Below are 21,409 nucleotides of genomic sequence, written 5' to 3'. Positions count from 1 at the left end.
AAAGTTACAATTCCGCTATTACAAAAAAACGAAGGTATTTCTGTAACCTTGATGCTACTGGTTGAAAAGCGTTTTTTTATACTTTAAGTATTACGTAAAACTTTTACATAAATCTAATTACATCTAATCAAATTTTTATCAACTTTAAATGTAACGTGGTTTGTGATTATAATTAATACAAATTGATGTGCTAAAAGAAGCATGCTTCTTTTAGCACATCAATTTAAACAATTTATAATTCCGATAATTTAAATTCCCTCATATCACCCGCATCACCCTCCCAACCGTCTTTTTACTCACCTGCGTTTTTGCATCCGGCTGGCTTCCGCCAATACTGACTAACACACTGCCCGGCAATTCTTTTAACGTGCCTTGTTCGTCCACCAATGATAAATCGGGAATCGTTAAAGTAAAGCTGACGTTTTTGCTTTCCCCGGCTTTTAAAAATATCCGCTTAAAGCCTTTTAATGCCCGTATGGGTGCATCGGTTGTAGATTTTAAATGGGACAAATAAAGCTGCACCACTTCTTCCCCATCCATTTTCCCCGTGTTGGTTACTTTTACGCTAACGATAGTATTTTTACCGACAGGGATTTGATACGGCACTTGCAACTCGCTGTATTTAAACGTGGTGTAGCTCAAGCCGTAACCAAAAGCATACAAAGGCTGGCCTTTAAAATAGCGGTAAGTGCGGTTGTTCATCGAATAATCTGTAAACGAAGGCAAGTCCTCATCGCTTTTGTAAAAGGTAACCGGCAAACGGCCAGCCGGATTATAATCGCCAAATAAAACATCGGCCAGTGCTGTTCCGGATGCTTGCCCGCCATACCAGGCATTTACAATCGCCGGGATATTTTCAGCTTCCCATGGAATAGCCAGCGCACTGCCCGTCATCATCACAAAAACCACGGGTTTGTCTGTTGTTTTTAACCATTTCAACAGGTTGGTTTGCACTTCCGGTAATGCGATGGACGTGCGGTCGCCGCCGTTAAAGCCCGGCTGGTTCACCTTCATTTCCTCGCCTTCCAGCTTTGGCGAAATCCCGCCTACAAAAATAATGGCATCTGCATCTTTCACCTCATCGGCAATGGCTTTTAAGTCTTGCTTTCCCGCTAAAGCTGATGTAAAATCAACTGCTTTATCATAAAACACTTCCGTTCCGCTGCCCAGCTTTTCTTTGATTGCTTGTAAAGGTGTGCTTAGTTTGGAAGGATGTCCGTTATAATTCCCTAAAACAGTAATGGAATCATCGGCATTCGGGCCTAAAACCGCAATCTTTCTCAGTTTTTTGCTTAGCGGAAGCGTTTGCTTTTCGTTCTTCAGCAACACGATGGACTGATGCGCCATTTTTAAAGCGTGTTCCTGGTGTTCCGGGCTTTCCAAAACGCTCAACGGAATTTGTGCAAATTGCACTTGTTCCTTCGGGTCAAACAAACCCAAACGAAAACGGATGGTAAACAACCTTTTTAAAGAAATGTTGATCTGCTCTTCTGTTAGTTTGCCATCCTGCACTGCTTTGATCAATGATTTGTAAGTTACGTTTCCGCATTCTACATCCGTTCCGTGAAGAACAGCATCTGTGGCAGCGTTTTCTGCATCAGCACTTGTTTTATGATGTTCGTAAAAATCGTCAATCGCACCGCAATCCGAAGTTACATAACCTTTAAAGTTCCATTCGTTGCGCAAAATATTGTTCATCAACATATCGCTGCCACAGCAAGGCTGGCCTTTAAAAGCGTTGTAAGCGCACATTACGCCGGCTACTTTTGCATTCACCACCAATTCGCGGAAAGCCGGCAAATAAGTGTCCCACAAATCGTGGTCGCTTACGTTTACATCAAACTCATGCCTGGATGGTTCCGGGCCGCTGTGTATGGCGTAATGTTTGGCACAAGCGGCCGCTTTTAAATACTTCGGATCGTTGCCTTGCAACCCGGAAACAAATGCTTTTCCCAGCGTTCCTGTTAAGTACGGGTCTTCTCCGTAAGTTTCCTGTCCTCTTCCCCAGCGCGGATCACGAAAAATATTGATGTTGGGCGTCCAATAAGTTAATCCCAAATAAATCCCTGTATTTCCTGTCCGTGTACTTTCATTGTTGATTGCCCGGCCTTCTTCGGCTGTAAAATCGGCCATTTGGTGCAAAGAATTGGTGTCAAAAGTAGCGGCCATCGCAATTGCCTGCGGATAAACGGTTGTTTTAAAAGGCGTTCGCGCTACACCGTGCAAACATTCGTTCCACCAGTTGTAAGCCGGAACCTGTAGGCGCGGGATTGCTGGTGCCGCATTTAGCATTTGGTAAACTTTTTCTTCCAAAGTTAATTGTGAAACCAAATCGTTTACGCGTGTTTCGATGGGTAAATCTGGATTTTGGAACGGATATTGAAAATGCTTTTTTACCGACCAGGAAGGAAGCAGAAACAGGGACAAAACGGCAATCGCTGCTATGGCGAAAAAGTTTTTCTTCATTTTAAAAGGCTTTGATTTGGAAAACAACAAGCCACGAATATATTTCTTTTTAACAGCCTGCCTAAATTTTATGCCATAAAAGAAGCATCGCTTAAATTTCTTTAAATTGGTTTTTAAAGTTTAAATTAACCGTTCAAATTTTACCATGATAAAAACAGTATTTATTTTCCTGCTGATGGTTTGTTCTGCTTTGGCCCGGGCGCAATACAACAGCAAAGTGTACAATTTGTACCTTGATTTTAACGAGGCGCAATCCAAAAATGAAAACGCGAAAGCCTTTTTAAAAGCCGACAGCATTTTGCACAGTCTGGAAAAACTTCCAATTAAAGCACAAACCAGCTTTTACAGGAGGCTGGCCAAATTGTATGAAGACCAAAACCAGCCCGAAAAAGCAATTATCTACAATGAAAAAGTTTTGCAAGCGGTGCCAGACTTTTACATTTCGCACCGGGCTTTGGGCTACTTGTATTTGTTACCGACTAATAATTTGATTGAGAAAATAAACCAGGCCAAAAACAATGCAAACGAACATCAAAAGTATGAGGCCCAGTATTTTAAGGTTCTAAAAACAGCATTGCCGCATTTGGAAAAAGCCGAAGCTTGCGACCACGACGATGCAACTTTGGATTTGATCAAAGGTTTGTACCAAAAACTAAACGACAAAAACGGTTTGGCTGGTTTAGACAAGCGTTTAAAATTGTTGCGCGCAAATTGTGTTGACTTGTTGACGGATTAATTTAGATTTTACTTGGAATAATTGTACCGGTTTCCTGCTTGTTAAAAAACCTGGAATTGTATTTTTTTGCCAGGCTTTCTGCTTCCGGCCCGGCAATCATTCCGGCACCTTTTATGGTTGATCCGATCACAATTCCGGCACTGATCAACACCAAATTTTTAATAATATATTGCCCTTCCATGGTTGGCACAAAAATGGAATGTGCAAAAATCTCATGCGGAAAAAACAGCATCGGTAAAAAAGTCCCGGCCATTTGAAAGTATAACAACAACAAAGTAAAATCAAGCAAAAAGCCTGTGAGCAAACCAATGCCAATCAACGTTTCCCAGCTTGCTAAAATGTAAACCGAAACGTTGCCTTGAATAAAGCCGAAAGTAAGCTTTCCGATGGTACGCGATGCCAAAACTTCTGCCGGACTTAAACCATGGAAAAATTTAAGCACGCCAAACCAAAAGAAAATTATGCCTAAAGCAATGCGCAATACTTTGATGCCGTTTTTGATTTTCCAGGAAATCATCCTAATCTCAAGCAAACTTAATTTTTGATAAATTGACATGCTGCTTTTTGTTTGAGTTAAGATTTACGCTGATTGCCGGATATAAGTTTTACCGGTTTGCGTTTTTTGGTTTGACAAAATGCAGGAATCCAAAGTTTAAATGTTCAATACAAATCCTTCATTTTGCCAAACCAATGTTAGCAGTTTTTTCTATTGTTGTTGTAAAGTTGGCAACAGGGTTTCCAAATAGTTCAGGATCATGGTAAACCCTCCCTGGAAGCCCATTTCAATCATCTTCTCCATGCGGTCAAGGGATTCGTTATAAATCGTAATACTCACTTTTGTGGTTCCGTTTTGCTCACTGAAATTCAAATCCCATTCAGAACTTGGCAATTCGGGGTTTTCATCTTTGTCGGCAAAAGCATTCAACATTTTGAAATTGGTTGTCGGGTTAATGGAAGTAAATTCCTGGATTGACCAATGTTCTTGTCCTTCCGGGCTTACCATGGCATAAAACCTTTTTCCGCCAACTTTAAAATCCATAAACTTTGTTTTTGACAGCCAGGGTTTAGGCGCCCACCATTGGTCAAGGATTTCCTGTTTGGTAAAAGCATCCCAAACCAAAGAAAGTCCGGCAGCAAATTCCCTGTTTACAAATACCGTTTTTGTTGTTTTGTCAACGGTAAAATCAAATTGCAGATTGTTTTTTCCCGCCTCGCGGGATTTCTCTTCGTTTTTCATTTTTCCTGTTTTTTAATTGTTGATAATACTTGGTCAAGTTGGTTGAACCGGGTTTCCCAAATTTTCCTGAATTGGTTAAGCCAATGATCCACCTCTTTCATTTTTTCAATTTCAAGTGAATAGTAAATTTCCCTGCCTTGTTGTTCCTGTTTCACCAATTCGCATTCGGTAAGTATGCGCAAATGTTTTGAAACAGATTGCCGGGTAGTGTTAAAGTTGTCGGCAATGGCGTTTGGTGTCATCGCCTGCAAAGCAATCAAGGCAATAATTGCCCGCCTTGTTGGGTCGGCTATTGCCTGAAAAATATCCCGTCTCATAATGTTTGATTTTGCTTGTGAAACCGATTGGTTGCAAATATATGTGCAACTATTTGGTTTCGCAAATTTATTTTTGTTTGAACGAAAATTATTTTAGAAACTGAAGCTGTTTAAACTTTTTTTCCGGCCCTATTTTTTTGGGCTGATGCTTCTTTTACCCTATAAAAATTGGTGCCTGCATTGGCCTTAACAAATCAAATCAAATTGCCCACCATTTTTTATAGGGTAAAAGAAGCATGGTCTAAAGCACAACAGAATGAGTTTAAACAAGTTCACTGTTTAAATTTGATTTCAAGAATATATTATGGAAGAAATTCATTGCCGTCCCGTTGACGGGACGGTTGTATAAATTAGAAAGAAGGCTTTAGCCGAATTAAGATGATCGTTTTTGGCTAAAGCCCTTTAACGCCCGCTATTGTTCCGTTGGCTAAAGCCAACGGCAATGAAAATATATATTCAATTCGTTTTTAAACAGTTTCTTAGAATTGAAGATTTGGAATTGTATCAAAGTTGCCGCTAACGAACTTGTACAAACTTGTTCTTTTGTATTTTACGACATGCTTCTTTTATCACCTAAAAATTAGAATTGCCTGGTTTTTAATTTGTACAATATGGGTACAAACACCAATTTTTATAGGGTAAAAGAAGCATCAGCCCAAAAACAAGTCCAGAAAAAAAGTTTAAACAACCACAACTTATATTGACGCAGGTTTTACAAACTTTTTTAACTTGGATGTCGTTAATTCTAACATGAAACGTTTGATATTAATTGCAATTACGGCAGCATCGGTTAGTTTTTTCGGATGCCAAAATATAAATGGACAAAATAAGTCCTTAGCAAATCAGCCCAAAAGAAAAATCGTAAAAACCAATGCCGAATGGAAAAAAGAACTTTCGCCAACGGCCTACGAAATTATGGTTGAAAGAGGCACGGAACCGCCTTTTCAAAACCCCTACTACAACAACCATCAAAAAGGCATTTATGTAAGCGCGGCAACCGGCGAACCTTTGTTTTCTTCCAATGATAAGTTTGAATCAGGAACGGGCTGGCCAAGTTTTGTAAAGCCGATTGACCCAAGCAAAATTGAAATTGTGCACGACAGCAGTTACGGCATGGACCGCGACGAAGTGATCGAAAAAAGTACCGGTTTCCATTTAGGCCACGTTTTTGATGACGGCCCGGCCGATCGTGGCGGAAAACGTTATTGCATGAACTCGGCCGCATTTAAGTTTGTAAAGAAGTAACCACTGCTTCTTTTACAGGCATAAAATAATGCTTCTTTTATCGGTATAGAATTGAATTCGCTTTATTAGTTTAAAGCGAATTCATATTTTAAGCCCAGCGTTAAATCAACCCAGTCCGGGTTTACCGAGCGGATCATTTGCTCTTTCTGGCTCCGGGTAAAGCAGCTTACCGTTTCAAAACGCTTTACCGCAACCGCTTCCGAGTTTAGTTCTTCAAAATAAATCAACCGGTTTAACTGGTCCGAATCGTTGTAAAAAAGCGTTGGCATCTGCTGGTAAAACTGCAATGTTTTAACCAAATCAGAGCACATGCCTACATGCAAACTGTTCCGGTTACGGTCAGTAATAATATACATAATTTTTTTTCCTGGTTTTGTGGCAGAACGTGCTTTTATATTTTGCATAGTTAATATTTATTACTAATTTTATGAGCACTAAAGTACTAATTAATTTAGTAATACCAAATTTTATGTCAAAAATTTCATCAAACATCAAATACCTTCGAAAAAAGAAAGGGTTAACGCAGCAACAGTTTGCAGATCAGTTACTTATAAAACGATCATTGGTTGGTGCCTACGAGGAAGACCGGGCTGATCCGAAGTACGAATTGCTAAATACAATAGCAAGTTTCTTCGAAATCCCGATCGGAGATTTTATAAATGAAGACATCAACGACAAATATCCGCCGAAACCGAAGCTGGAAAACAACAATGTCCGCGTTTTAAGCGTTTCGGTTGACCAAAATGACCGCCAGAATATCGAGTTGGTTCCTTACAAAGCAAGCGCCGGTTATTTAAACGGTTATTCCGATCCTGAATTTATCAGCCAGTTGCCAAAATTTCATTTGCCGATGCTGAAACAAGGCACTTACCGCGCTTTTGAAATTACGGGAGATTCAATGTTGCCGGTTTATCCGGGTTCTATTATCGTTGCAGAATATCTGGAAAACTGGGCAGAAATAAAATCAGGCGAAACTTATGTGGTGATCAGCAAAGATGACGGCGTGGTTTACAAACGAATCGGCAATAAATTTAAAGCGAACAAAAAGCTAAAATTGGTTTCGGACAACCCGGTTTACGAACCTTACGAAATAAACCCAGAAGATATTTTGGAGATTTGGAAATCGAAAGCTTACATCTCCACACATTTCCCGGAGCCAACGCCCGACCCGACTTTAGAAAGCTTGACTTCGATGATGACACAAATGCAAAAATCTATCGCAAGTTTGCAGCAAAGCAACAATTAAGTTACAAGTGTGGGTTTAAACTTTAGGCGGTTATCTTTATCCTATAAACTAAACTGAAAAACATGAAAAAATTATTGTTAATGCTTTGCTTTATAGCAGGCATGACCACGCTAAGCAAAGCACAGTACCAACGCAGAACGCCGGAAGAACAAGCCAAACAACTGCAAACACAATTGAAACTGACTGACGACCAAACAGCTAAAATTACTTCCATTATGCAAATGCAAAGCACCAAAATGGACAGTATCAAAACGGCTGCAAACGGCGACCGCGATGCGATGCGGTCAGGCAGAATGGCTTTAATGCAAGCAATGGCACCAAAAATCAAAGCGATTTTAACGCCGGAACAAGCTACAGCTTACGACAAAATGCAAGCTGATACGCGTGCAAGGATGCAAAACGGTGGCGGTGGCGCACCTCCATCACCACAAAAATAATTTTTGTGAATTGATATTTTGAAAAGCGGCCCAGGCCGCTTTTCTTATTTTAAACTACATTTGGCAAATGAGCCAGGCCGAAGATTTCATCCAAAAAAAACTGAACGAACGTTTGCAGCTTGGCAATTTTAGGGTGCTAAAAACAGTATCGGGTTTAGTTGATTTTTGCTCGAATGATTATCTGGGTTTTGCACGATCAGAAAAATTAAAGGCTTTGGTTGAAGCTGAAATTCGGCAATATCCGAATTATTTAAACGGTTCTGGCGGATCGAGGTTATTAACCGGAAATACAACATTTACAGAAGAATTAGAACAACAAATTGCGAACTTTCATCAGGCAGAATCCGGTTTGATTTTTAATTCCGGTTATGATGCCAACCTGGGTTTGTTTGCCAGTTTGCCCCAACGCGGAGATACCATTATTACGGATGAACTGATCCACGCTTGCATTATTGATGGTGCGCGTTTAAGTTATGCCAACCGCTTTATTTTCAAACACAACAATTTGGACGATCTGGAAAAGAAACTACAACATGCCAAAGGAATAATTTATGTTGGAGTTGAAAGCGTGTATTCGATGGATGGCGATGAAGCGCCGCTGAGAGAAATTGTCCAACTTACCCAAAAACACAAAGCCCAATTAATTGTAGATGAAGCCCACGCAACCGGCATTTTCGGAAACGGATTAGTGCAAAAACTCAACTTAGAAAACGAGGTTTTTGCCCGAACGGTAACTTTCGGAAAAGCATTAGGTTCGCACGGCGCGATTGTTTTGGGAAGCAAGGCTTTGCGCAATTATTTGATCAACTTTGCACGTTCTTTTATTTATACCACCGCGCCTTCTTTTCATCAATTGTTGACTACGAAGATGGCTTATCAATTATTGGAAACTTCGCAAGAAGAACAACAAAAGTTGAAGGAGTTGATTGCATTGTTTAAAAAAGAGGTGCAAAAGAAGCATCCATACCAACTGATCGAAAGCAACAGTGCCATTCAATCTATCTTAATTCCGGGAAACCTCGAAGCAAAACAAAAAACAGAATTTCTGCAAAAAAACGGTTTTGATGTCCGCGCTATTTTAAGCCCGACGGTTTCCGCAGGAGAGGAACGCTTGCGTATTTGCATCCATAGTTATAATACGGAAGTGGAAATTATTGAACTTGTTGATCTGCTTTGAAACTTCTATGAACAATGAACCATTATCTATGAACCAACCTAAACCGCTATTTGTAACCGGAATCGGGACCGGCGTTGGCAAAACTTATGTTTCGGCACATTTGGTGGAAACAATGCAGGCCGATTATTGGAAACCGATACAATCCGGAGACCTGGAATTTTCGGATACAATGAAAGTTAGAAGTATGGTTAAAAATCCAATTTCAGTTTTTCATCCCGAAGCTTACCGTTTAACGCAGCCTTTTTCGCCGCATAAATCTGCAGAATTGGATGGAATCGTAATTGACCCGGCTAAAATTATTCTCCCCAAAACCCAAAACCAACTGATTGTAGAAGGCGCCGGCGGCTTGATGGTTCCGTTAAATAACCATTTTTTAATTATTGATCTGATTGCACAATTACAAGCGGAAGTAGTTTTGGTGGTGATGCATTACCTTGGCAGCATCAACCACACGTTGCTTTCTATCGAAATGTTGAAGCAGAAAGGCTTACCGATTAACCGCATCATTTTTAATGGCATAAAAGAAGCATATTCCGAAAATGTGATTCAAGGTTTGCACCCGGAATTGAGGTATGGGTATTTGGATTGGATGGAAGATTAGTAGTTTGATGTGGTTGAAGCTGCGCTGTCATTTTGACCGCAGGGAGAAATCTTCTTCAAAGCAGTTTAGCTTCTGTTGTTGAAAGAAGTTCTCTCCCTTCGGTCGAGATGACAAAAAGCAGAATCAGCATAAAAACAAATTTTATTCTGCCGCAACCGCAACTTCTTTTTCCAAAATATCCACCCAGGTTTCAAACAAAGCGGTTTCAATTGCAACCGCTTTTTGGGCGTGTGTTTCCCAATCCGAAGAAAAATGGCGCAACTGGTTCAGCATTTCTTCCAAATGTCCTTCCTCTTCCAGAATAATTGATTTCACGTTCACCTTGCTTTCTGCTTCGCTTAAAGCATCCTGGTAAATTGGGTACAATTCGTCCGCACGAACTTCGATCGCGTAAGTAACCAGCAAGTAAGCGGCAAAACGAAGTTCTTTTCCGGTTAATTGCAGTTTGGTTTTTAAATAACGGGAAACGTCCAAATCCAAACGGTTCAAGTAAAATTTGCTGTCGCGAGGCGCGAGCAAATAAGCTGTGGCGTAAGTCGGACACAAGTTCTCGCCCAGTTTTTCCAATTGTTTCTTCAGGTAGAAAGCATGGCGGTGTTCTTCGGCAGCATGTTTTAAAATGATATAAGTTACCGTTTCGCTGTCTTCACTGGCCGAAATTTTTCGAGCACCGGTGTTTTCCATTAGCGATAATGTGTTCAACCATTTGGCGTGCAGTTGTGGATTGGCAACAATAGCTGGCAAAATAGAATTCAGTTTCATAATTTAAAATTGTTCGAGCGCGTCTTCCACCGCTTCGTAAAGCTGGTTCAACTGCGCATCGGTGATGCAATAAGGCGTTAAAAAATACAGGATGTTGCCCAGCGGCCGTAGAATAATGTTTTTGGCGAGGAAAAACTGGTAAAGCCGGTCGCGCAGGTTGCTGAAATACGAAGTCCCGCTTTCGGTATTCCATTCCATCGCCAAGATAGTTCCGGTTTGGCGGATAGTTTTCAGTTTTGGATGAGTACTGTTTTTATCGGCAAAAAGTTGGTGGCGTTTGCAAATCCGCTGGATATTTTCCATCGTTTTGGGTTGAAGGAAAAGTTCCATACTGGCCAATGCAGCCGCACAGGCAACCGGATTTGCCGTGAAAGAATGGCCGTGAAAAAGTGTTTTATGTTTATCTTCTGATAAAAAAGCTTCATAAATCTGGTTGCTGCAAGTGGTGATTCCCAACGGCATTGTTCCGCCGGTCAGCCCTTTTGAGAAACACATCAAATCAGGTTTTTCCTGCAAATGATCGCAGGCAAAACGTTTTCCGGTGCGGCCAAAACCGGTCATAACTTCATCGGCAATTAGCAAAATGTTTTCTTTGCGGCAATGCGCCATCAGTTGGTCTAAGTATTTTGCTTCGTACATCAACATTCCCGCCGAACCTTGAACTAACGGCTCAAAGATAAAGCAGCAGGTTTCTGTCTTGATACCTGATACTTGCTTCTTGATACTTTCTAAATTCTCCGCATTCGGTAAATCAATAAACTCAACTTCAAACAAATACGGATCAAAAGAAGCGGTAAAAGCCGAGCGCGCACTAACCGACATCGCACCAAAAGTATCGCCATGATAAGCGTTTTTTAAGGCCAAAATCTTGGTGCGCGGCTTTCCCTGGTTGCTCCAAAATTGCATACACATTTTTAGCGCGACCTCAACCGCCGTGGAACCGTTATCCGAATAAAAAACTTTTTGCTGGTTTTGCGGAAGGATTGCCAAGAGTTGCTCGGCCAGTAAAATGGCGGTTGGATGCGTAAATCCGGCGAAAATCACATGCTCTAAAGTCCGCAATTGTTCGGAAACTTTTTGGGCGATGTATGGATGCGCATGTCCGTGAATGTTGACCCACCAGGACGAAACGGCATCCAAATAAGCCTTTCCTTCGTCATCAAACAACAACGCGCCTTCACCGCGAACAATTGGAATTGGCGGCGCGGCCGTTTGCATTTGCGTGTATGGGTGCCAGATGACTTTTAAATCGCGTTCGGTCCAGTTCATTTTATCGTATTCAAAAGTAATTCCACGGCTTTTTGATCGGCGGGAAAAGTAACATCCTGTATTTTAAGCTGATCGAAATCAATCCAACGGAAAGATTGAAAAATTCCGCCTTCTTCTTTGATGCCGTCAAAATCAAACGGTACTGTTTTTATCGGCAAATTTATGGCGCCGATGTTTTTAACGAGGTAATAAACGCTGATGATCTGCGTATCGTCAAAAGCAGATTTCAGGAAAAAATCAGTGGTATAAAAATGGCTCAGGATTTCGACATCGAAAAAGCATTCTTCCATAAACTCCCGCTTCAAACCGTCGGGCAAACCTTCTCCGTATTCCAATCCGCCGCCCGGAAACTTAGAAAACTTCATTCCGTATTCCAGTTCGTCGCTAATCAGCAACTGCCGCTTTTCGTTCAGCAACAAACCGTAAACACGCACATTAAAAGGATATTTCTTCAGCATAAATTTTAGGTGGTAAAAGAAGCATTGGGTTATTCGTGCGCAATGGAAACGGTTTCGTCTGTTGCAAAATGCTTGTTGTTTTGCGTTACGCGTTCCATGTCCCAAACGTAATCCACGGTTTTTTCGTGCGAACGGATCGGGCAATTCGGCATCCGGCAATAGTAGCAGCATTCGGGCAAACAAGGATCGGCATGAATAAAAAACTCGGTTTTGATGTGCGCAAACTGGTTGACAAACTGATCGGCCTTGGAAACTTCATCGTGCACACGCGTTAAATCGAAATAGTTGGGCAACGTCATGTGGCAATCAATGTGCAGTTCGTTGCCGTAACGTTGGGCGCGCAGGTTGTGGATGTCTATCCATTCTTCCTTCCGGTTGTCGTTCAAAATCTTCAAAATATCGTCCACCATCGAAAAATCGGCTTCGTCCATCAATCCGGCGACAGATTTCCGCACCAATTTGTAAGCCGTGTAAACGATGAACAAACCAACCGCGATGGAAAGGATGCTGTCAAGCATTTCTATTTTGGTAAGGTAGATCAGCACCAAACCCAACACTAAACTGGCGCTGGTTACGGCATCAGTTATCAAATGGCGGCCATCGCCTTCAATCGTAATAGAAAGCATTTTTTCCCCCTGGCGGATCATGTAAAATCCCAGCAAGCCGTTTATTAAACCGGTGATGCCGATGATGATGGCGCCAACCAACAATTCTTGCACGATATGCGGGTAAAAAAGGTTGTAAACGGATTTGAAAATGATGACGATACCAGCCACCATAATGAGCGCGCCTTCCAGAAAAACGGAGAAAAATTCAACTTTTCCATGCCCGTACGGATGGTTTAGGTCGCGCGGCCGGGCCGAAAACCAGATGCTAAAAAAAGCAAAGGCACTGGCCACCACGTTCACGATACTTTCGGCGGCATCGGCCAAAATAAAGTTAGAATCGGTGATGAAGTAAGCTGTAAACTTGGCCAGCATCAGGATAAAGCCGGTGATCAAAGCATACAAAATAATCCTTCTTTGTTTTTGCACGATGCTGTTTTTATGCCACAAAAATATAAAATAACACGCCGAAACCTGCTTAAAGTTATTTTCTATATTTGCCGCAACAATCCAATCAGTATGAGTATTTTAAGCGACAGAATTAACAACCTTTCCGAATCTGCAACCATAAAAATGGCCAAATTGGGCCGCGAACTTGCCGCAAAAGGCGTTGATGTGATCAGTTTGAGTTTTGGCGAACCTGATTTCCACACGCCCGACTACATTAAAGCCGCCGCAAAAGAAGCGATAGACAACAACTTTACGTACTACACGCCCGTTGCCGGCTACCCGGATTTGCGCAAAGCCATTGCCCAAAAGTTAAAGACTGAAAATAATTTAGACTACGATGCTTCGGATATTGTGGTTTCTACCGGTGCCAAGCAAGCCATCGCCAACGCCGTTTTATGTTTGGTAAACCCGGGCGATGAAGTGATTATCCCGACGCCGTACTGGGTTTCTTACTCCGAAGTGGTGAAACTGGCCGAAGGAAAATCTGTTTTTGTAAATGCCACGGCCGAACAGGATTTTAAAATCACGCCCGAACAATTGGAAGCGGCCATCACGCCAAAATCCAAATTGTTTATGTTTTCTTCGCCCTGCAACCCAACGGGAAGTGTTTACAGCAAGGATGAATTAGAAGCTTTGGTTAAAGTTTTTGAAAAGTATCCGCAAATTTATATCCTGTCCGACGAGATTTACGAACACATCAGCTATTTGCCAAAGCATGAATCAATTGCGCAATTTTCATCGGTAAAAGACCGCGTGATCATCATCAATGGATTTTCTAAGGCGTACGCCATGACGGGCTGGCGCATCGGCTACACGGCATCTAACAAAGAACTGGCCACAGCTTTTGATAAAATGCAAGGACAAATAACTTCCGGCACTTGTTCCATCACACAAAAAGCAGGCGTTGCGGCGCTGGAAGGCGGACTTTCATCCGTTGAAGAAATGCGTGTAGAATTTAAAAAACGCCGCGATTTGGTTTATGGTTTGCTGAAAGAAATCCCCAACATCAAAGTAAATTTGCCGGACGGTGCTTTTTACTTTTTCCCGGATGTGAGCGCGTATTTTGGCAAACAATACAAGGGCAAAGTTTACAAAAATGCCGCCGAACTTTCGATTTATTTGCTGGAAGAAGCCAATGTTGCAACGGTTGGCGGCGATTCTTTTGGTGATGACAATTGCATCCGTTTATCTTATGCCGCTGCGGAAGATAAGTTGCGGGAAGCGGTGAAACGGATTAAAGAAGCGTTGGCGAAATTGAGTTGATGCTGTTTTTATCGGTATAAAATTGGAAGTCTCGATCATTAATTTGATTGAGACTTTTTTGTTTTTTCATACTAAAAATGAACACAATTATAAAAAAACGCAATACTGATTTTTGTGTTTTAACTATCAAAAACTTGTTTGTTGAAGGTTCTCAACACGCTCAATTGGTGCTGGTTCTGACCAACAATGCAATTCATCTTTACTGCCTAAAATTTGAATTGAAAATACTTTTTTTCTTGTCTCTTCATCCGTTGTTTCCCAAAGTACATCAACTAAAAAATCGATCGCTTCCCAACTATCCACACCATCAACCCAAGGTGCTTTAACTTGTACTATGTATGATGTTGATATATCTCCGGGGAAAGCCTCTTTCAAACATATTTCTGTTAAAGCCCTGCCTTTTTCAGCACATTTTGCAATGAATGGCTGTAAAAGCTGTTTTAATTCTGTTCTATCCATGTTAAAATCCCGTTAGGTCCCGAAAGCAAATTTATTAAATTTTCAACATCTTTTTTGCGCATATGTCCACAAGGTTTATACCTGGCATTTTCGTCCCAAGCGGTAAAAAGCAAAGAATTGGCTTTTAATAAATCCTTATTAACTGTCTTATCGTTATCGTACTTAACTTTTAAACCACTAAAAATTAACAAGGTAAAAAGATTGTGTGTTTTCAATGTTTTCCTGATCTCTCCAATTCCTTTTATCGAATTTGCATCCCGGTTAGTTTCATCAAATAAGTTTGGAATACCTAACCTATCGCATACTTTTGCTTTTAAAGTTAATTCTACACAATAACCTGCAAGATAAAAAGCACCACCAAACATTTCATTTTTATATAGTATCTCAGCTTCCTTTAAACGTTGTGTAGCTAAATTTCTTATTTCTTGAGGATTAGTCATTGACGATACTTTCCATCCTCAAATATAACTATAAATTATTGCTAAATGTTTAATGCTTCTTTTATCACCTAAAAAACTGACATCAATCAAAAAATACAATCTAACTTATGAATTTACAGAACAACTAATCATCCATTTAATTCCAAATTGATCCCGGACAACGCCCATCATGCCGCCCCAAAATTGTGGTTTAAAATCTTCCATAATTGTTCCGCCCACGGCCAATTTATCAAAAAACTGTTTTGCTTTTTCCTGATTGGGATTGTCTAAAGAAATGGCTACGTTGGTGCCTTCCGTAAAACCATCAGGCCCGTTCATATCTGATGCCATCATCGTAAAACCATCCGTTGTTAGTTCGGCATGCAACACTTTATCTTTCATGGCCTCTGGAAATTGGTCTTTCATCGGGCTGTCGCCAATTATGGTAAGTGTTGGTTCTCCGCCAAAACAATTTTTGTAAAAGTCCATGGCTTCCTGGCAGCGGCCGTTCAGTCCAAAGTACACGCTTAATTTTGTCATTTTATAAAAGGTTTAGGTTCAATCATGTTCTTCAATCACCGATAAAATATTCCCGGCCGGATCTTTAAACCAGGCTACCAAAGGCGTGCCCCTGCAAATTCCTTTTTCGTCTGTTTTTAAATATGGTTCGTTGTATTTTTCAAATTGTATCCCAAGTTTGTTCAAATCATCTACCGTTTGTTCAATATCTTTGACCATAAAATTTAAAATGGTAAATGTTGCCGGTTGATGGTTTGGCTTCGGATAAACCAAAACTTTGCTTCCGTTTGCAAGATGCAAGTTTAACAAACCTTGCATTTCATCCGACACTTTTAACCCAAGTGTTTCGCCGTAAAATGTTTTTGCTTTTAAAATATCATCCACCGAAAAACCACTGAATGCAATGCTGTCTTTTAACATAGTTATTCTTTTTTAAAATTAAATGCTTCTTTTACCGGTTGTTTTTCATGCTATTTTTTCGGTACAATTAAACATCCATTGCACGCCAAATTTATCGGTACAACTTCCATAATAAGCGCCCCAAAATGTATCTTGCAATTGCATCGTAACTTGTCCGTCTATCGAAAGTGCATCAAACAATTTTTTTGTTTCCTGCCGTGTATCAGGTTCTAAGTTGATGTGTACATTGTTTCCAAAGTTCACTTTAAAACCCATTGTTTCCGGTGCGTCTGTCCCCATCAAAACATGTCCGCCAAGTATGGGCAGTTCAATATGCATGATCAGGTTTTTATCACTTTCTGCAATCGGCATCGTTCCTCCAAGTTGAGGGATATCACCAAAACGCGCAATTCCGCCCCCGCCAAATTCTCCGCCAAAAACAGATTTGTAAAAATTAAATGCTTCTTCCGTGTTGCGCGGAAAGTTGAGGTAAGTGCTGACTTTCGACATCGTTTTAGGTTTTAAGTTTTTAAATATAACACAAACTTACAGCAATCAAAAGAACAGAACAGGGTGCAAACACGACAAAAACAGAGGTTGATTACGACAGTAGTTTATTTTAGTTTTGATAGATGAAACATATCTCGATCCTGATCCCGCAAGGCGAAACCAGCCTGAGCAATATTGAAGCAACTTACAAAATGTTTAGCAAGGTAAACGAAGCATTGGAACGGGCAGGCAAAGCGCCTATGTTTAAAATTCAATTGATTGGGATCAGCCGGGAAACTACCTTATCAAACGGTTTATTTACAATTAAACCAGAATTGGATATCAAAGACAATTTTAAAACAGACCTGGTGGTTATCCCGGCGGTACATGGCGATATACAAAAAGTTTTGGCAGATAACCAAAGCTTTATCCGCTGGATCAGCAAACAATATGCAGCAGGCGCCGAAGTGGTTTCGCTTTGTATCGGCGCTTTTATTCTGGCTTCAACCGGCTTGTTGAACGGTAAAAGTTGCACTACGCACTGGCTGATGGCGGATGAATTCAGAAAAATGTTTCCAAGTGTAAACCTGATGCCGTATAAAATTATTACCGATGAAGACGGCATTTACACCAGCGGCGGCGCTTATTCGTCGCTGAACCTGATCTTGTATTTGGTAGAAAAATTTGCCGGAAGAAGTATTGCGCTGCTTTCTTCCAAAATATTTGAAATTGATATCGAACGCAACAGCCAGTCGCCATTTATGATTTTTAACGGGCAAAAAGAGCATGAAGACGAAACCATCAAAAAAGCGCAGGATTTTATCGAATGCAATTTTCGGCATAAAATAACCATTGACCAGTTGGCATCTATGTTTGCATTAAGCCGTAGAAACCTGGAACGCAGGTTTAAAAAAGCAACTTCAAACACCACGATGGAATATATGCAGCGCGTTAAAATCGAAGCTGCCAAAAAGAGCTTTGAAACCAATAGAAAAAACATCAACGAAGTAATGTATGAAGTTGGCTATACCGATACCAAAGCTTTTAGAACGATGTTTAAAAAGATTACCGGTTTGTCCCCGGTTGAATATAGAAGTAAGTATAACCGGGAGGTTGAGGTGGGTTAAGGGCCTTTTTGAATTTATGCAAGAAAAATGTTAGTGCTTCTTTTACCCTATAAAAATTGGTGCCTGCATTAACTTAAACAAATTAAAAACCAAATACTTACCAATTTTTAGGTGATAAAAGAAGCATAGAAATTTTAATATGTGAATTTTAAACAAGCACTGATAAATGCTTCTTTTACCGCATAAAATATTTTGTTGATGGATGTTATAAATAAAGATCCTTTGCTGGCTTACCTTTGCTCAGATGGATGATGCAACGCTTCGCACGGCTATCCGCCAGGTTTCTAAAACCACAACTGAAGAAGAGGTTGATTTGCTGGTTAGTTGTGCCATAACCCGAACTTTGAAAAAAGGGGAAATTTTACTAAACGAAGGCGAAAATTGCCGTAGCTTTTACCTAGTTGACCAAGGTTACCTGCGCACTTATTATTACAAAACCGGTGTAGCCGTTAATTTGAATTTCACTTTTGAAGGCAGTTATGCAACCAACATCAAAAGTGTTAAAAGCAAGCAGCCGTCAGATTTAATTATTGAAGCCGGCGAAAACACTGTAGTTTGGATATTTGATTTAGATATCATAGCAGAAAAATTTGATTCGCACCCACAAGTTATTTTATTTATCCGGCGTGTTAGCACACTTTTATTTGTTGCTTCCGAAGAAAACAGCAATTTTTTTAAAATGTACACGCCCACAGAACGCTACCGGTACATTGAAAAAAACAATCCGATGCTGTTGCAGCGGGTTTCTCTTTCGCAAATTGCTTCATATTTAGGTGTTGCGCGGGAAACTTTAAGCCGTATCCGCAGAAAAAATATTTGAACAAAAGATTGTGATTTTTATCACAACTGAATACAGCAGGTTTCCTTCATCTTTGCATTATCGTGAAGACAGATAAGCTAACAAATACATTCCGCGCATTCCGTAACCGTAACTATACCTTGTTTTTTAGCGGGCAGTCGGTTTCTCAAATCGGCACTTGGATGCAGCGCACGGGTGTAAGCTGGGTAGTTTATACCATGACGCATTCGGCCTTTATGCTGGGCCTTACCGTTTTTGCCTCGCAGTTTCCGTCGTTCCTGTTCTCTTTGCTTGGCGGTATCGCGTCAGACAGGTATAGCCGTTATAAAATATTGCTGATAACGCAGACAGCTTCGATGATACAGGCCATTTTGCTGGCTGTATTAATATTTAGCAACCACTACGCCGTTTGGGAAATACTGACGCTGAGCGTGCTGCTTGGGATTATTAATGCTTTTGATGTGCCTGCAAGGCAACCGCTGATAAATGATATGGTAACTGACAAAGCTGACCTTCCCAACGCGATTGCGCTCAATTCTTCCATGGTTAATATTGCCAGGCTGATCGGGCCTGCATTGTCGGGCATCATATTGGTCAAATTTGGCGCGGCTACCTGTTTTTTGATAAATGCAATTAGCTTTGTAGCAGTAATCGCTTCCCTGCTTTTAATGGACTTGCCGACATATATCCCGTCGCCGGTAAAAAAGAAGATTGGGTCTGAACTTGCTGAAGGTTTTGCTTATCTCAAAAACACGCCATCAATAAGTACCATCCTGCTGATGCTGGGTTTTACAAGTCTGCTGGTATTGCCCTACAATACGCTTTTGCCGGTATTTGCCAAGGTAATTTTTAAAGGTGATGCCGCTACTTTTGGTTATATCAACAGCTTTATAGGTGTGGGCGCGGTAGTTGGTTCTATATTCCTGGCAACTTTAAAGAAGGAAGCAGACCTGAAGATTGTGTTATTAGTTAGTACGGTCATTTTTGGGGTTTTCCTGATCCTTTTCTCTCAATTCAGTTACTTCCCGCTGGCCATGCTGTTTGCTGCTTTTTCCGGGTTTGGCATGATGTCGCAAACCACTATTTCGATGACGATCATACAAGTTGATTCGGACAAAGAAATGCGGGGCCGGGTAATGAGTTGTGTAGCCATGGCCTATTTTGGAATGTTGCCCTTGGGAAGTTTGCTGATTGGCGGCATTTCCCAAAAAATTGGGGCACCTGATACGATACTTTATGAAGGAGTGATTGCCCTAATCATCGCGGCTGTTTTTTCTAAGTTTTTAAGAAGTGGCGGCAGGATCAAAAGAATCTGGATCGACTTGTAGAAGCACAAGATATAAAAATAGGTGAAAATCATTCAAATTAATCACATCACAATCAAATCAAGATATAAACCCATTTTATTATGCAATGGTATCATTATTTCAGTGGCTTTTGGGCCGGTGCCTTTTGGGCAAACTTTGTACCTCATTTTATTAAAGGCATTGCGGGCGATGCCTTTCCCACGCCCTTTGCCAAACCTCCGGGAAAAGGCCTGTCTTCTCCAATAGTTAATGTTTTGTGGGCGTTGTTTAACCTGGTAGTGGGCTATTTGCTTTTTAGGTTTGGTAAAGTTTCTTTCGGGGACAATCTCTCGCTGGCAATATTTTTTGCAGGTATTGCCTGCATAAGTGTGATGGGCGCCATAACATTTGCAAACAAGGAAAAGGGATAACATTCAAAAAATTCAAAACAATATTATAAACAATAAAATGGAAAACAGAACAGATAATACAGCCCTTTTGGTTATGGATATGCAGGATGGTATTCTTTCACAGCTTCCTCAAGCATCAGAAGTAACCGGCAGTGTAGCCAAAGCGGTTGCAAATGCCCGCAGCAAAAATATCCGTGTAATTTATGTAGTTGTAGGTTTTAGGCCGGGCGCGCCGGAAACCACTATCAACAACAAAAGCTTTTCTCCGGGCAGGGGCAATTACAGCAACATCAATATGAATGAATTTATGAAGGTTGATGCAGCCATAGCGCCCCTTGCAGGAGAAATAACTGTGGTAAAACGCCGGATCAGTGCATTTACCGGAAGCGATTTGGAAGTAATTTTAAGGGCACAAAATATCCGGCAATTGGTACTTTCAGGGATTTCTACCAGTGGCGTTGTTTTGTCCACGGTTCGTGAAGCTGCTGACAAAGATTATCGTATTACTGTGTTAGCCGATTGCTGTGCCGACAGAGACGAAGAAGTACACCGAGTGTTGACAACTAAAGTTTTCCCGCGCCAGGCAGATGTGCTTACGTTAGAAGAATGGTGCGGTTTGTAATCGGAAAAAGTAAAGCAGGAAGTATTTATTGAATGCTTCTTTTATCGGTATAAATTAACAATCAAGAACATAACGGGGTTTATTCTTCATTTAACAAGTAGTCCAACTCTTCTTGCGTAATTCCTTTTTCGGCAGCTTTTTGGTTTAGTTTTTCTACAAACTTCCAAAAATCATCTTGTTTTTCAGCATCAGCCTGTTTAATAAAAACTTCCATATTTTAATTAAATCCTTATTAAATTTATCAAGAAACTCAACTTTCATTCCCCTTTCAATGTTTCCATAATTGTTTCCTTAGAAACTTTTTGTGTACGGTCAGCTTCCCGCATCAAAATACCCAAGCCTAAATCTTCCTTATCTTCTTCAGAAATCACTTTCGCAGTAACTTTCATTTTTGATAAAAGTTGTGTCAGCAATTCAAATTCCGATTTGTTCTTTGGGCTGATTATGATGCTTTCCATATCCAAATATAATGATGAAGTTGTTTAAACTTATTTAGAGGGTAAAACAAGGTTCCCAATAAAAGCTGATTTTTGTGGTGCAAATCATAAAAGGTCAGATCAAGATTGGGAACCGTGGATAAAGGTACGATAGGGGAATTAATTTTGCCACAT

General features: G+C 40.7%; 28 protein-coding genes. 12 read left to right on the top strand and 16 right to left on the bottom strand.

Features of this window, described 5'->3' with window-relative positions; all coding sequences use genetic code 11:
- Nucleotides 1-258: 258 nt before the first annotated feature.
- The gene (locus tag V5804_RS10340) at nucleotides 259-2,466 is read right to left on the bottom strand and encodes a glycoside hydrolase family 3 C-terminal domain-containing protein (RefSeq protein WP_369591309.1); all 2,208 of its coding nucleotides are present in this window, start codon (nucleotides 2,464-2,466) and stop codon (nucleotides 259-261) included.
- Between the two features lie 145 nt (nucleotides 2,467-2,611).
- On the opposite strand from V5804_RS10340, the gene V5804_RS10335 reads away from it, so the two are divergent.
- Complete coding sequence (locus V5804_RS10335) at nucleotides 2,612-3,202, top strand: hypothetical protein (RefSeq protein ID WP_369591308.1); 591 nt, start codon at nucleotides 2,612-2,614, stop codon at nucleotides 3,200-3,202.
- Nucleotide 3,203: 1 nt separating this feature from the next.
- On the opposite strand, the gene V5804_RS10330 is transcribed toward V5804_RS10335, so the two are convergent.
- The 3 genes from V5804_RS10330 to V5804_RS10320 form a co-directional block, all read right to left on the bottom strand.
- Entirely contained in the window at nucleotides 3,204-3,758 is a 555-nt protein-coding gene (locus V5804_RS10330) for a DoxX family membrane protein (protein ID WP_369591307.1), read from the bottom strand.
- Nucleotides 3,759-3,908: 150 nt separating this feature from the next.
- Complete coding sequence (locus V5804_RS10325; RefSeq protein ID WP_369591306.1) at nucleotides 3,909-4,439, bottom strand: SRPBCC domain-containing protein; 531 nt, start codon at nucleotides 4,437-4,439, stop codon at nucleotides 3,909-3,911.
- Nucleotides 4,436-4,756: an ArsR/SmtB family transcription factor gene (locus tag V5804_RS10320; RefSeq protein ID WP_369591305.1), complete on the bottom strand. Its 321-nt coding sequence runs from the start codon at nucleotides 4,754-4,756 to the stop codon at nucleotides 4,436-4,438. Before V5804_RS10320 ends, V5804_RS10325 begins: the two co-directional genes overlap by 4 nt.
- Nucleotides 4,757-5,506: 750 nt before the next feature.
- On the opposite strand from V5804_RS10320, the gene msrB reads away from it, so the two are divergent.
- Nucleotides 5,507-6,001: a peptide-methionine (R)-S-oxide reductase MsrB gene (msrB, locus tag V5804_RS10315; protein WP_369591304.1), complete on the top strand. Its 495-nt coding sequence runs from the start codon at nucleotides 5,507-5,509 to the stop codon at nucleotides 5,999-6,001.
- A 65-nt stretch (nucleotides 6,002-6,066) separates the two neighbouring features.
- Here the strand turns inward: msrB and V5804_RS10310 are convergent, their stop codons facing one another.
- A complete protein-coding gene (locus V5804_RS10310) occupies nucleotides 6,067-6,357 on the bottom strand; it encodes a GIY-YIG nuclease family protein (protein WP_369591303.1) in 291 nt (96 codons plus the stop codon).
- 113 nt (nucleotides 6,358-6,470) lie between these two features.
- Here V5804_RS10310 and V5804_RS10305 point away from each other — a divergent pair, with 113 nt between their 5' ends.
- From V5804_RS10305 to bioD, 4 genes are all read left to right on the top strand, one after another.
- Nucleotides 6,471-7,247: a helix-turn-helix domain-containing protein gene (locus V5804_RS10305; RefSeq protein ID WP_369591302.1), complete on the top strand. Its 777-nt coding sequence runs from the start codon at nucleotides 6,471-6,473 to the stop codon at nucleotides 7,245-7,247.
- 62 nt (nucleotides 7,248-7,309) lie between these two features.
- On the top strand, nucleotides 7,310-7,684 hold the full coding sequence (locus V5804_RS10300) for a hypothetical protein (RefSeq protein ID WP_369591301.1): 375 nt from the start codon (nucleotides 7,310-7,312) through the stop codon (nucleotides 7,682-7,684).
- Nucleotides 7,685-7,751: 67 nt separating this feature from the next.
- Nucleotides 7,752-8,861, top strand: a complete 1,110-nt coding sequence (locus V5804_RS10295; RefSeq protein WP_369591300.1) for an aminotransferase class I/II-fold pyridoxal phosphate-dependent enzyme — start codon at nucleotides 7,752-7,754, stop codon at nucleotides 8,859-8,861.
- 28 nt (nucleotides 8,862-8,889) lie between these two features.
- Entirely contained in the window at nucleotides 8,890-9,462 is a 573-nt protein-coding gene (gene bioD, locus V5804_RS10290) for a dethiobiotin synthase (RefSeq protein WP_369591299.1), read from the top strand.
- Between the two features lie 141 nt (nucleotides 9,463-9,603).
- Here bioD and V5804_RS10285 read toward each other — a convergent pair whose 3' ends face one another.
- Genes V5804_RS10285 through V5804_RS10270 form a run of 4 tightly spaced genes read right to left on the bottom strand, consistent with a single transcriptional unit; the run spans nucleotide 9,604 to nucleotide 12,985 of the window.
- Nucleotides 9,604-10,224: a hypothetical protein gene (locus tag V5804_RS10285; protein ID WP_369591298.1), complete on the bottom strand. Its 621-nt coding sequence runs from the start codon at nucleotides 10,222-10,224 to the stop codon at nucleotides 9,604-9,606.
- 3 nt (nucleotides 10,225-10,227) lie between these two features.
- On the bottom strand, nucleotides 10,228-11,493 hold the full coding sequence (gene bioA / locus V5804_RS10280) for an adenosylmethionine--8-amino-7-oxononanoate transaminase (RefSeq protein ID WP_369591297.1): 1,266 nt from the start codon (nucleotides 11,491-11,493) through the stop codon (nucleotides 10,228-10,230).
- On the bottom strand, nucleotides 11,490-11,951 hold the full coding sequence (locus tag V5804_RS10275) for an NUDIX domain-containing protein (RefSeq protein WP_369591296.1): 462 nt from the start codon (nucleotides 11,949-11,951) through the stop codon (nucleotides 11,490-11,492). Before V5804_RS10275 ends, bioA begins: the two co-directional genes overlap by 4 nt.
- Nucleotides 11,952-11,980: 29 nt before the next feature.
- Nucleotides 11,981-12,985, bottom strand: a complete 1,005-nt coding sequence (locus V5804_RS10270) for a cation diffusion facilitator family transporter (protein WP_369591295.1) — start codon at nucleotides 12,983-12,985, stop codon at nucleotides 11,981-11,983.
- 90 nt (nucleotides 12,986-13,075) lie between these two features.
- On the opposite strand from V5804_RS10270, the gene V5804_RS10265 reads away from it, so the two are divergent.
- The gene (locus V5804_RS10265; RefSeq protein WP_369591294.1) at nucleotides 13,076-14,269 is read left to right on the top strand and encodes a pyridoxal phosphate-dependent aminotransferase; all 1,194 of its coding nucleotides are present in this window, start codon (nucleotides 13,076-13,078) and stop codon (nucleotides 14,267-14,269) included.
- Nucleotides 14,270-14,395: 126 nt separating this feature from the next.
- On the opposite strand, the gene V5804_RS10260 is transcribed toward V5804_RS10265, so the two are convergent.
- The 5 genes from V5804_RS10260 to V5804_RS10240 all read right to left on the bottom strand — a co-directional run bounded on the left by V5804_RS10260 (nucleotide 14,396) and on the right by V5804_RS10240 (nucleotide 16,575).
- Nucleotides 14,396-14,728 carry a hypothetical protein gene (locus V5804_RS10260; protein ID WP_369591293.1) on the bottom strand — a complete coding sequence of 111 codons (333 nt, stop codon included), beginning with the start codon at nucleotides 14,726-14,728 and terminating at the stop codon, nucleotides 14,396-14,398.
- Nucleotides 14,710-15,168: a hypothetical protein gene (locus tag V5804_RS10255; RefSeq protein WP_369591292.1), complete on the bottom strand. Its 459-nt coding sequence runs from the start codon at nucleotides 15,166-15,168 to the stop codon at nucleotides 14,710-14,712. Before V5804_RS10255 ends, V5804_RS10260 begins: the two co-directional genes overlap by 19 nt.
- Nucleotides 15,169-15,273: 105 nt before the next feature.
- Nucleotides 15,274-15,687, bottom strand: a complete 414-nt coding sequence (locus V5804_RS10250; RefSeq protein ID WP_369591291.1) for a VOC family protein — start codon at nucleotides 15,685-15,687, stop codon at nucleotides 15,274-15,276.
- Between the two features lie 18 nt (nucleotides 15,688-15,705).
- Complete coding sequence (locus V5804_RS10245) at nucleotides 15,706-16,086, bottom strand: VOC family protein (protein WP_369591290.1); 381 nt, start codon at nucleotides 16,084-16,086, stop codon at nucleotides 15,706-15,708.
- A gap of 45 nt (nucleotides 16,087-16,131) precedes the next feature.
- On the bottom strand, nucleotides 16,132-16,575 hold the full coding sequence (locus V5804_RS10240) for a VOC family protein (RefSeq protein WP_369591289.1): 444 nt from the start codon (nucleotides 16,573-16,575) through the stop codon (nucleotides 16,132-16,134).
- A 122-nt stretch (nucleotides 16,576-16,697) separates the two neighbouring features.
- Between V5804_RS10240 and V5804_RS10235 the strand changes: the two genes are divergently transcribed.
- The 5 genes from V5804_RS10235 (at nucleotide 16,698) to V5804_RS10215 (ending at nucleotide 20,798) form a co-directional block, all read left to right on the top strand.
- Nucleotides 16,698-17,681, top strand: a complete 984-nt coding sequence (locus tag V5804_RS10235; protein WP_369591288.1) for a GlxA family transcriptional regulator — start codon at nucleotides 16,698-16,700, stop codon at nucleotides 17,679-17,681.
- A gap of 244 nt (nucleotides 17,682-17,925) precedes the next feature.
- Nucleotides 17,926-18,501, top strand: a complete 576-nt coding sequence (locus tag V5804_RS10230; protein ID WP_369591287.1) for a Crp/Fnr family transcriptional regulator — start codon at nucleotides 17,926-17,928, stop codon at nucleotides 18,499-18,501.
- 62 nt (nucleotides 18,502-18,563) lie between these two features.
- Nucleotides 18,564-19,808 (top strand): MFS transporter, encoded by a 1,245-nt coding sequence (locus V5804_RS10225; RefSeq protein ID WP_369591286.1) that lies wholly within the window; start codon nucleotides 18,564-18,566, stop codon nucleotides 19,806-19,808.
- Nucleotides 19,809-19,888: 80 nt separating this feature from the next.
- Entirely contained in the window at nucleotides 19,889-20,197 is a 309-nt protein-coding gene (locus V5804_RS10220; RefSeq protein ID WP_369591285.1) for a hypothetical protein, read from the top strand.
- Nucleotides 20,198-20,234: 37 nt separating this feature from the next.
- Nucleotides 20,235-20,798, top strand: coding sequence for an isochorismatase family cysteine hydrolase (locus tag V5804_RS10215; protein WP_369591284.1), 564 nt, complete (start codon nucleotides 20,235-20,237; stop codon nucleotides 20,796-20,798).
- A gap of 79 nt (nucleotides 20,799-20,877) precedes the next feature.
- Here V5804_RS10215 and V5804_RS10210 read toward each other — a convergent pair whose 3' ends face one another.
- Both V5804_RS10210 and V5804_RS10205 read right to left on the bottom strand, forming a co-directional pair.
- Nucleotides 20,878-21,012 (bottom strand): hypothetical protein, encoded by a 135-nt coding sequence (locus V5804_RS10210; protein ID WP_369591283.1) that lies wholly within the window; start codon nucleotides 21,010-21,012, stop codon nucleotides 20,878-20,880.
- Nucleotides 21,013-21,055: 43 nt separating this feature from the next.
- On the bottom strand, nucleotides 21,056-21,256 hold the full coding sequence (locus V5804_RS10205; protein WP_369591282.1) for a hypothetical protein: 201 nt from the start codon (nucleotides 21,254-21,256) through the stop codon (nucleotides 21,056-21,058).
- Between the last annotated feature and the right edge of the window lie 153 nt (nucleotides 21,257-21,409).

Origin of the sequence: Mucilaginibacter sp. (assembly GCF_041088075.1) — a bacterium.
GTDB lineage: Bacteria > Bacteroidota > Bacteroidia > Sphingobacteriales > Sphingobacteriaceae > Mucilaginibacter_A.
The sequence above is the reverse complement of the archived record's forward strand: the minus strand, read 5'-3'. Positions and strand labels throughout refer to the sequence as shown.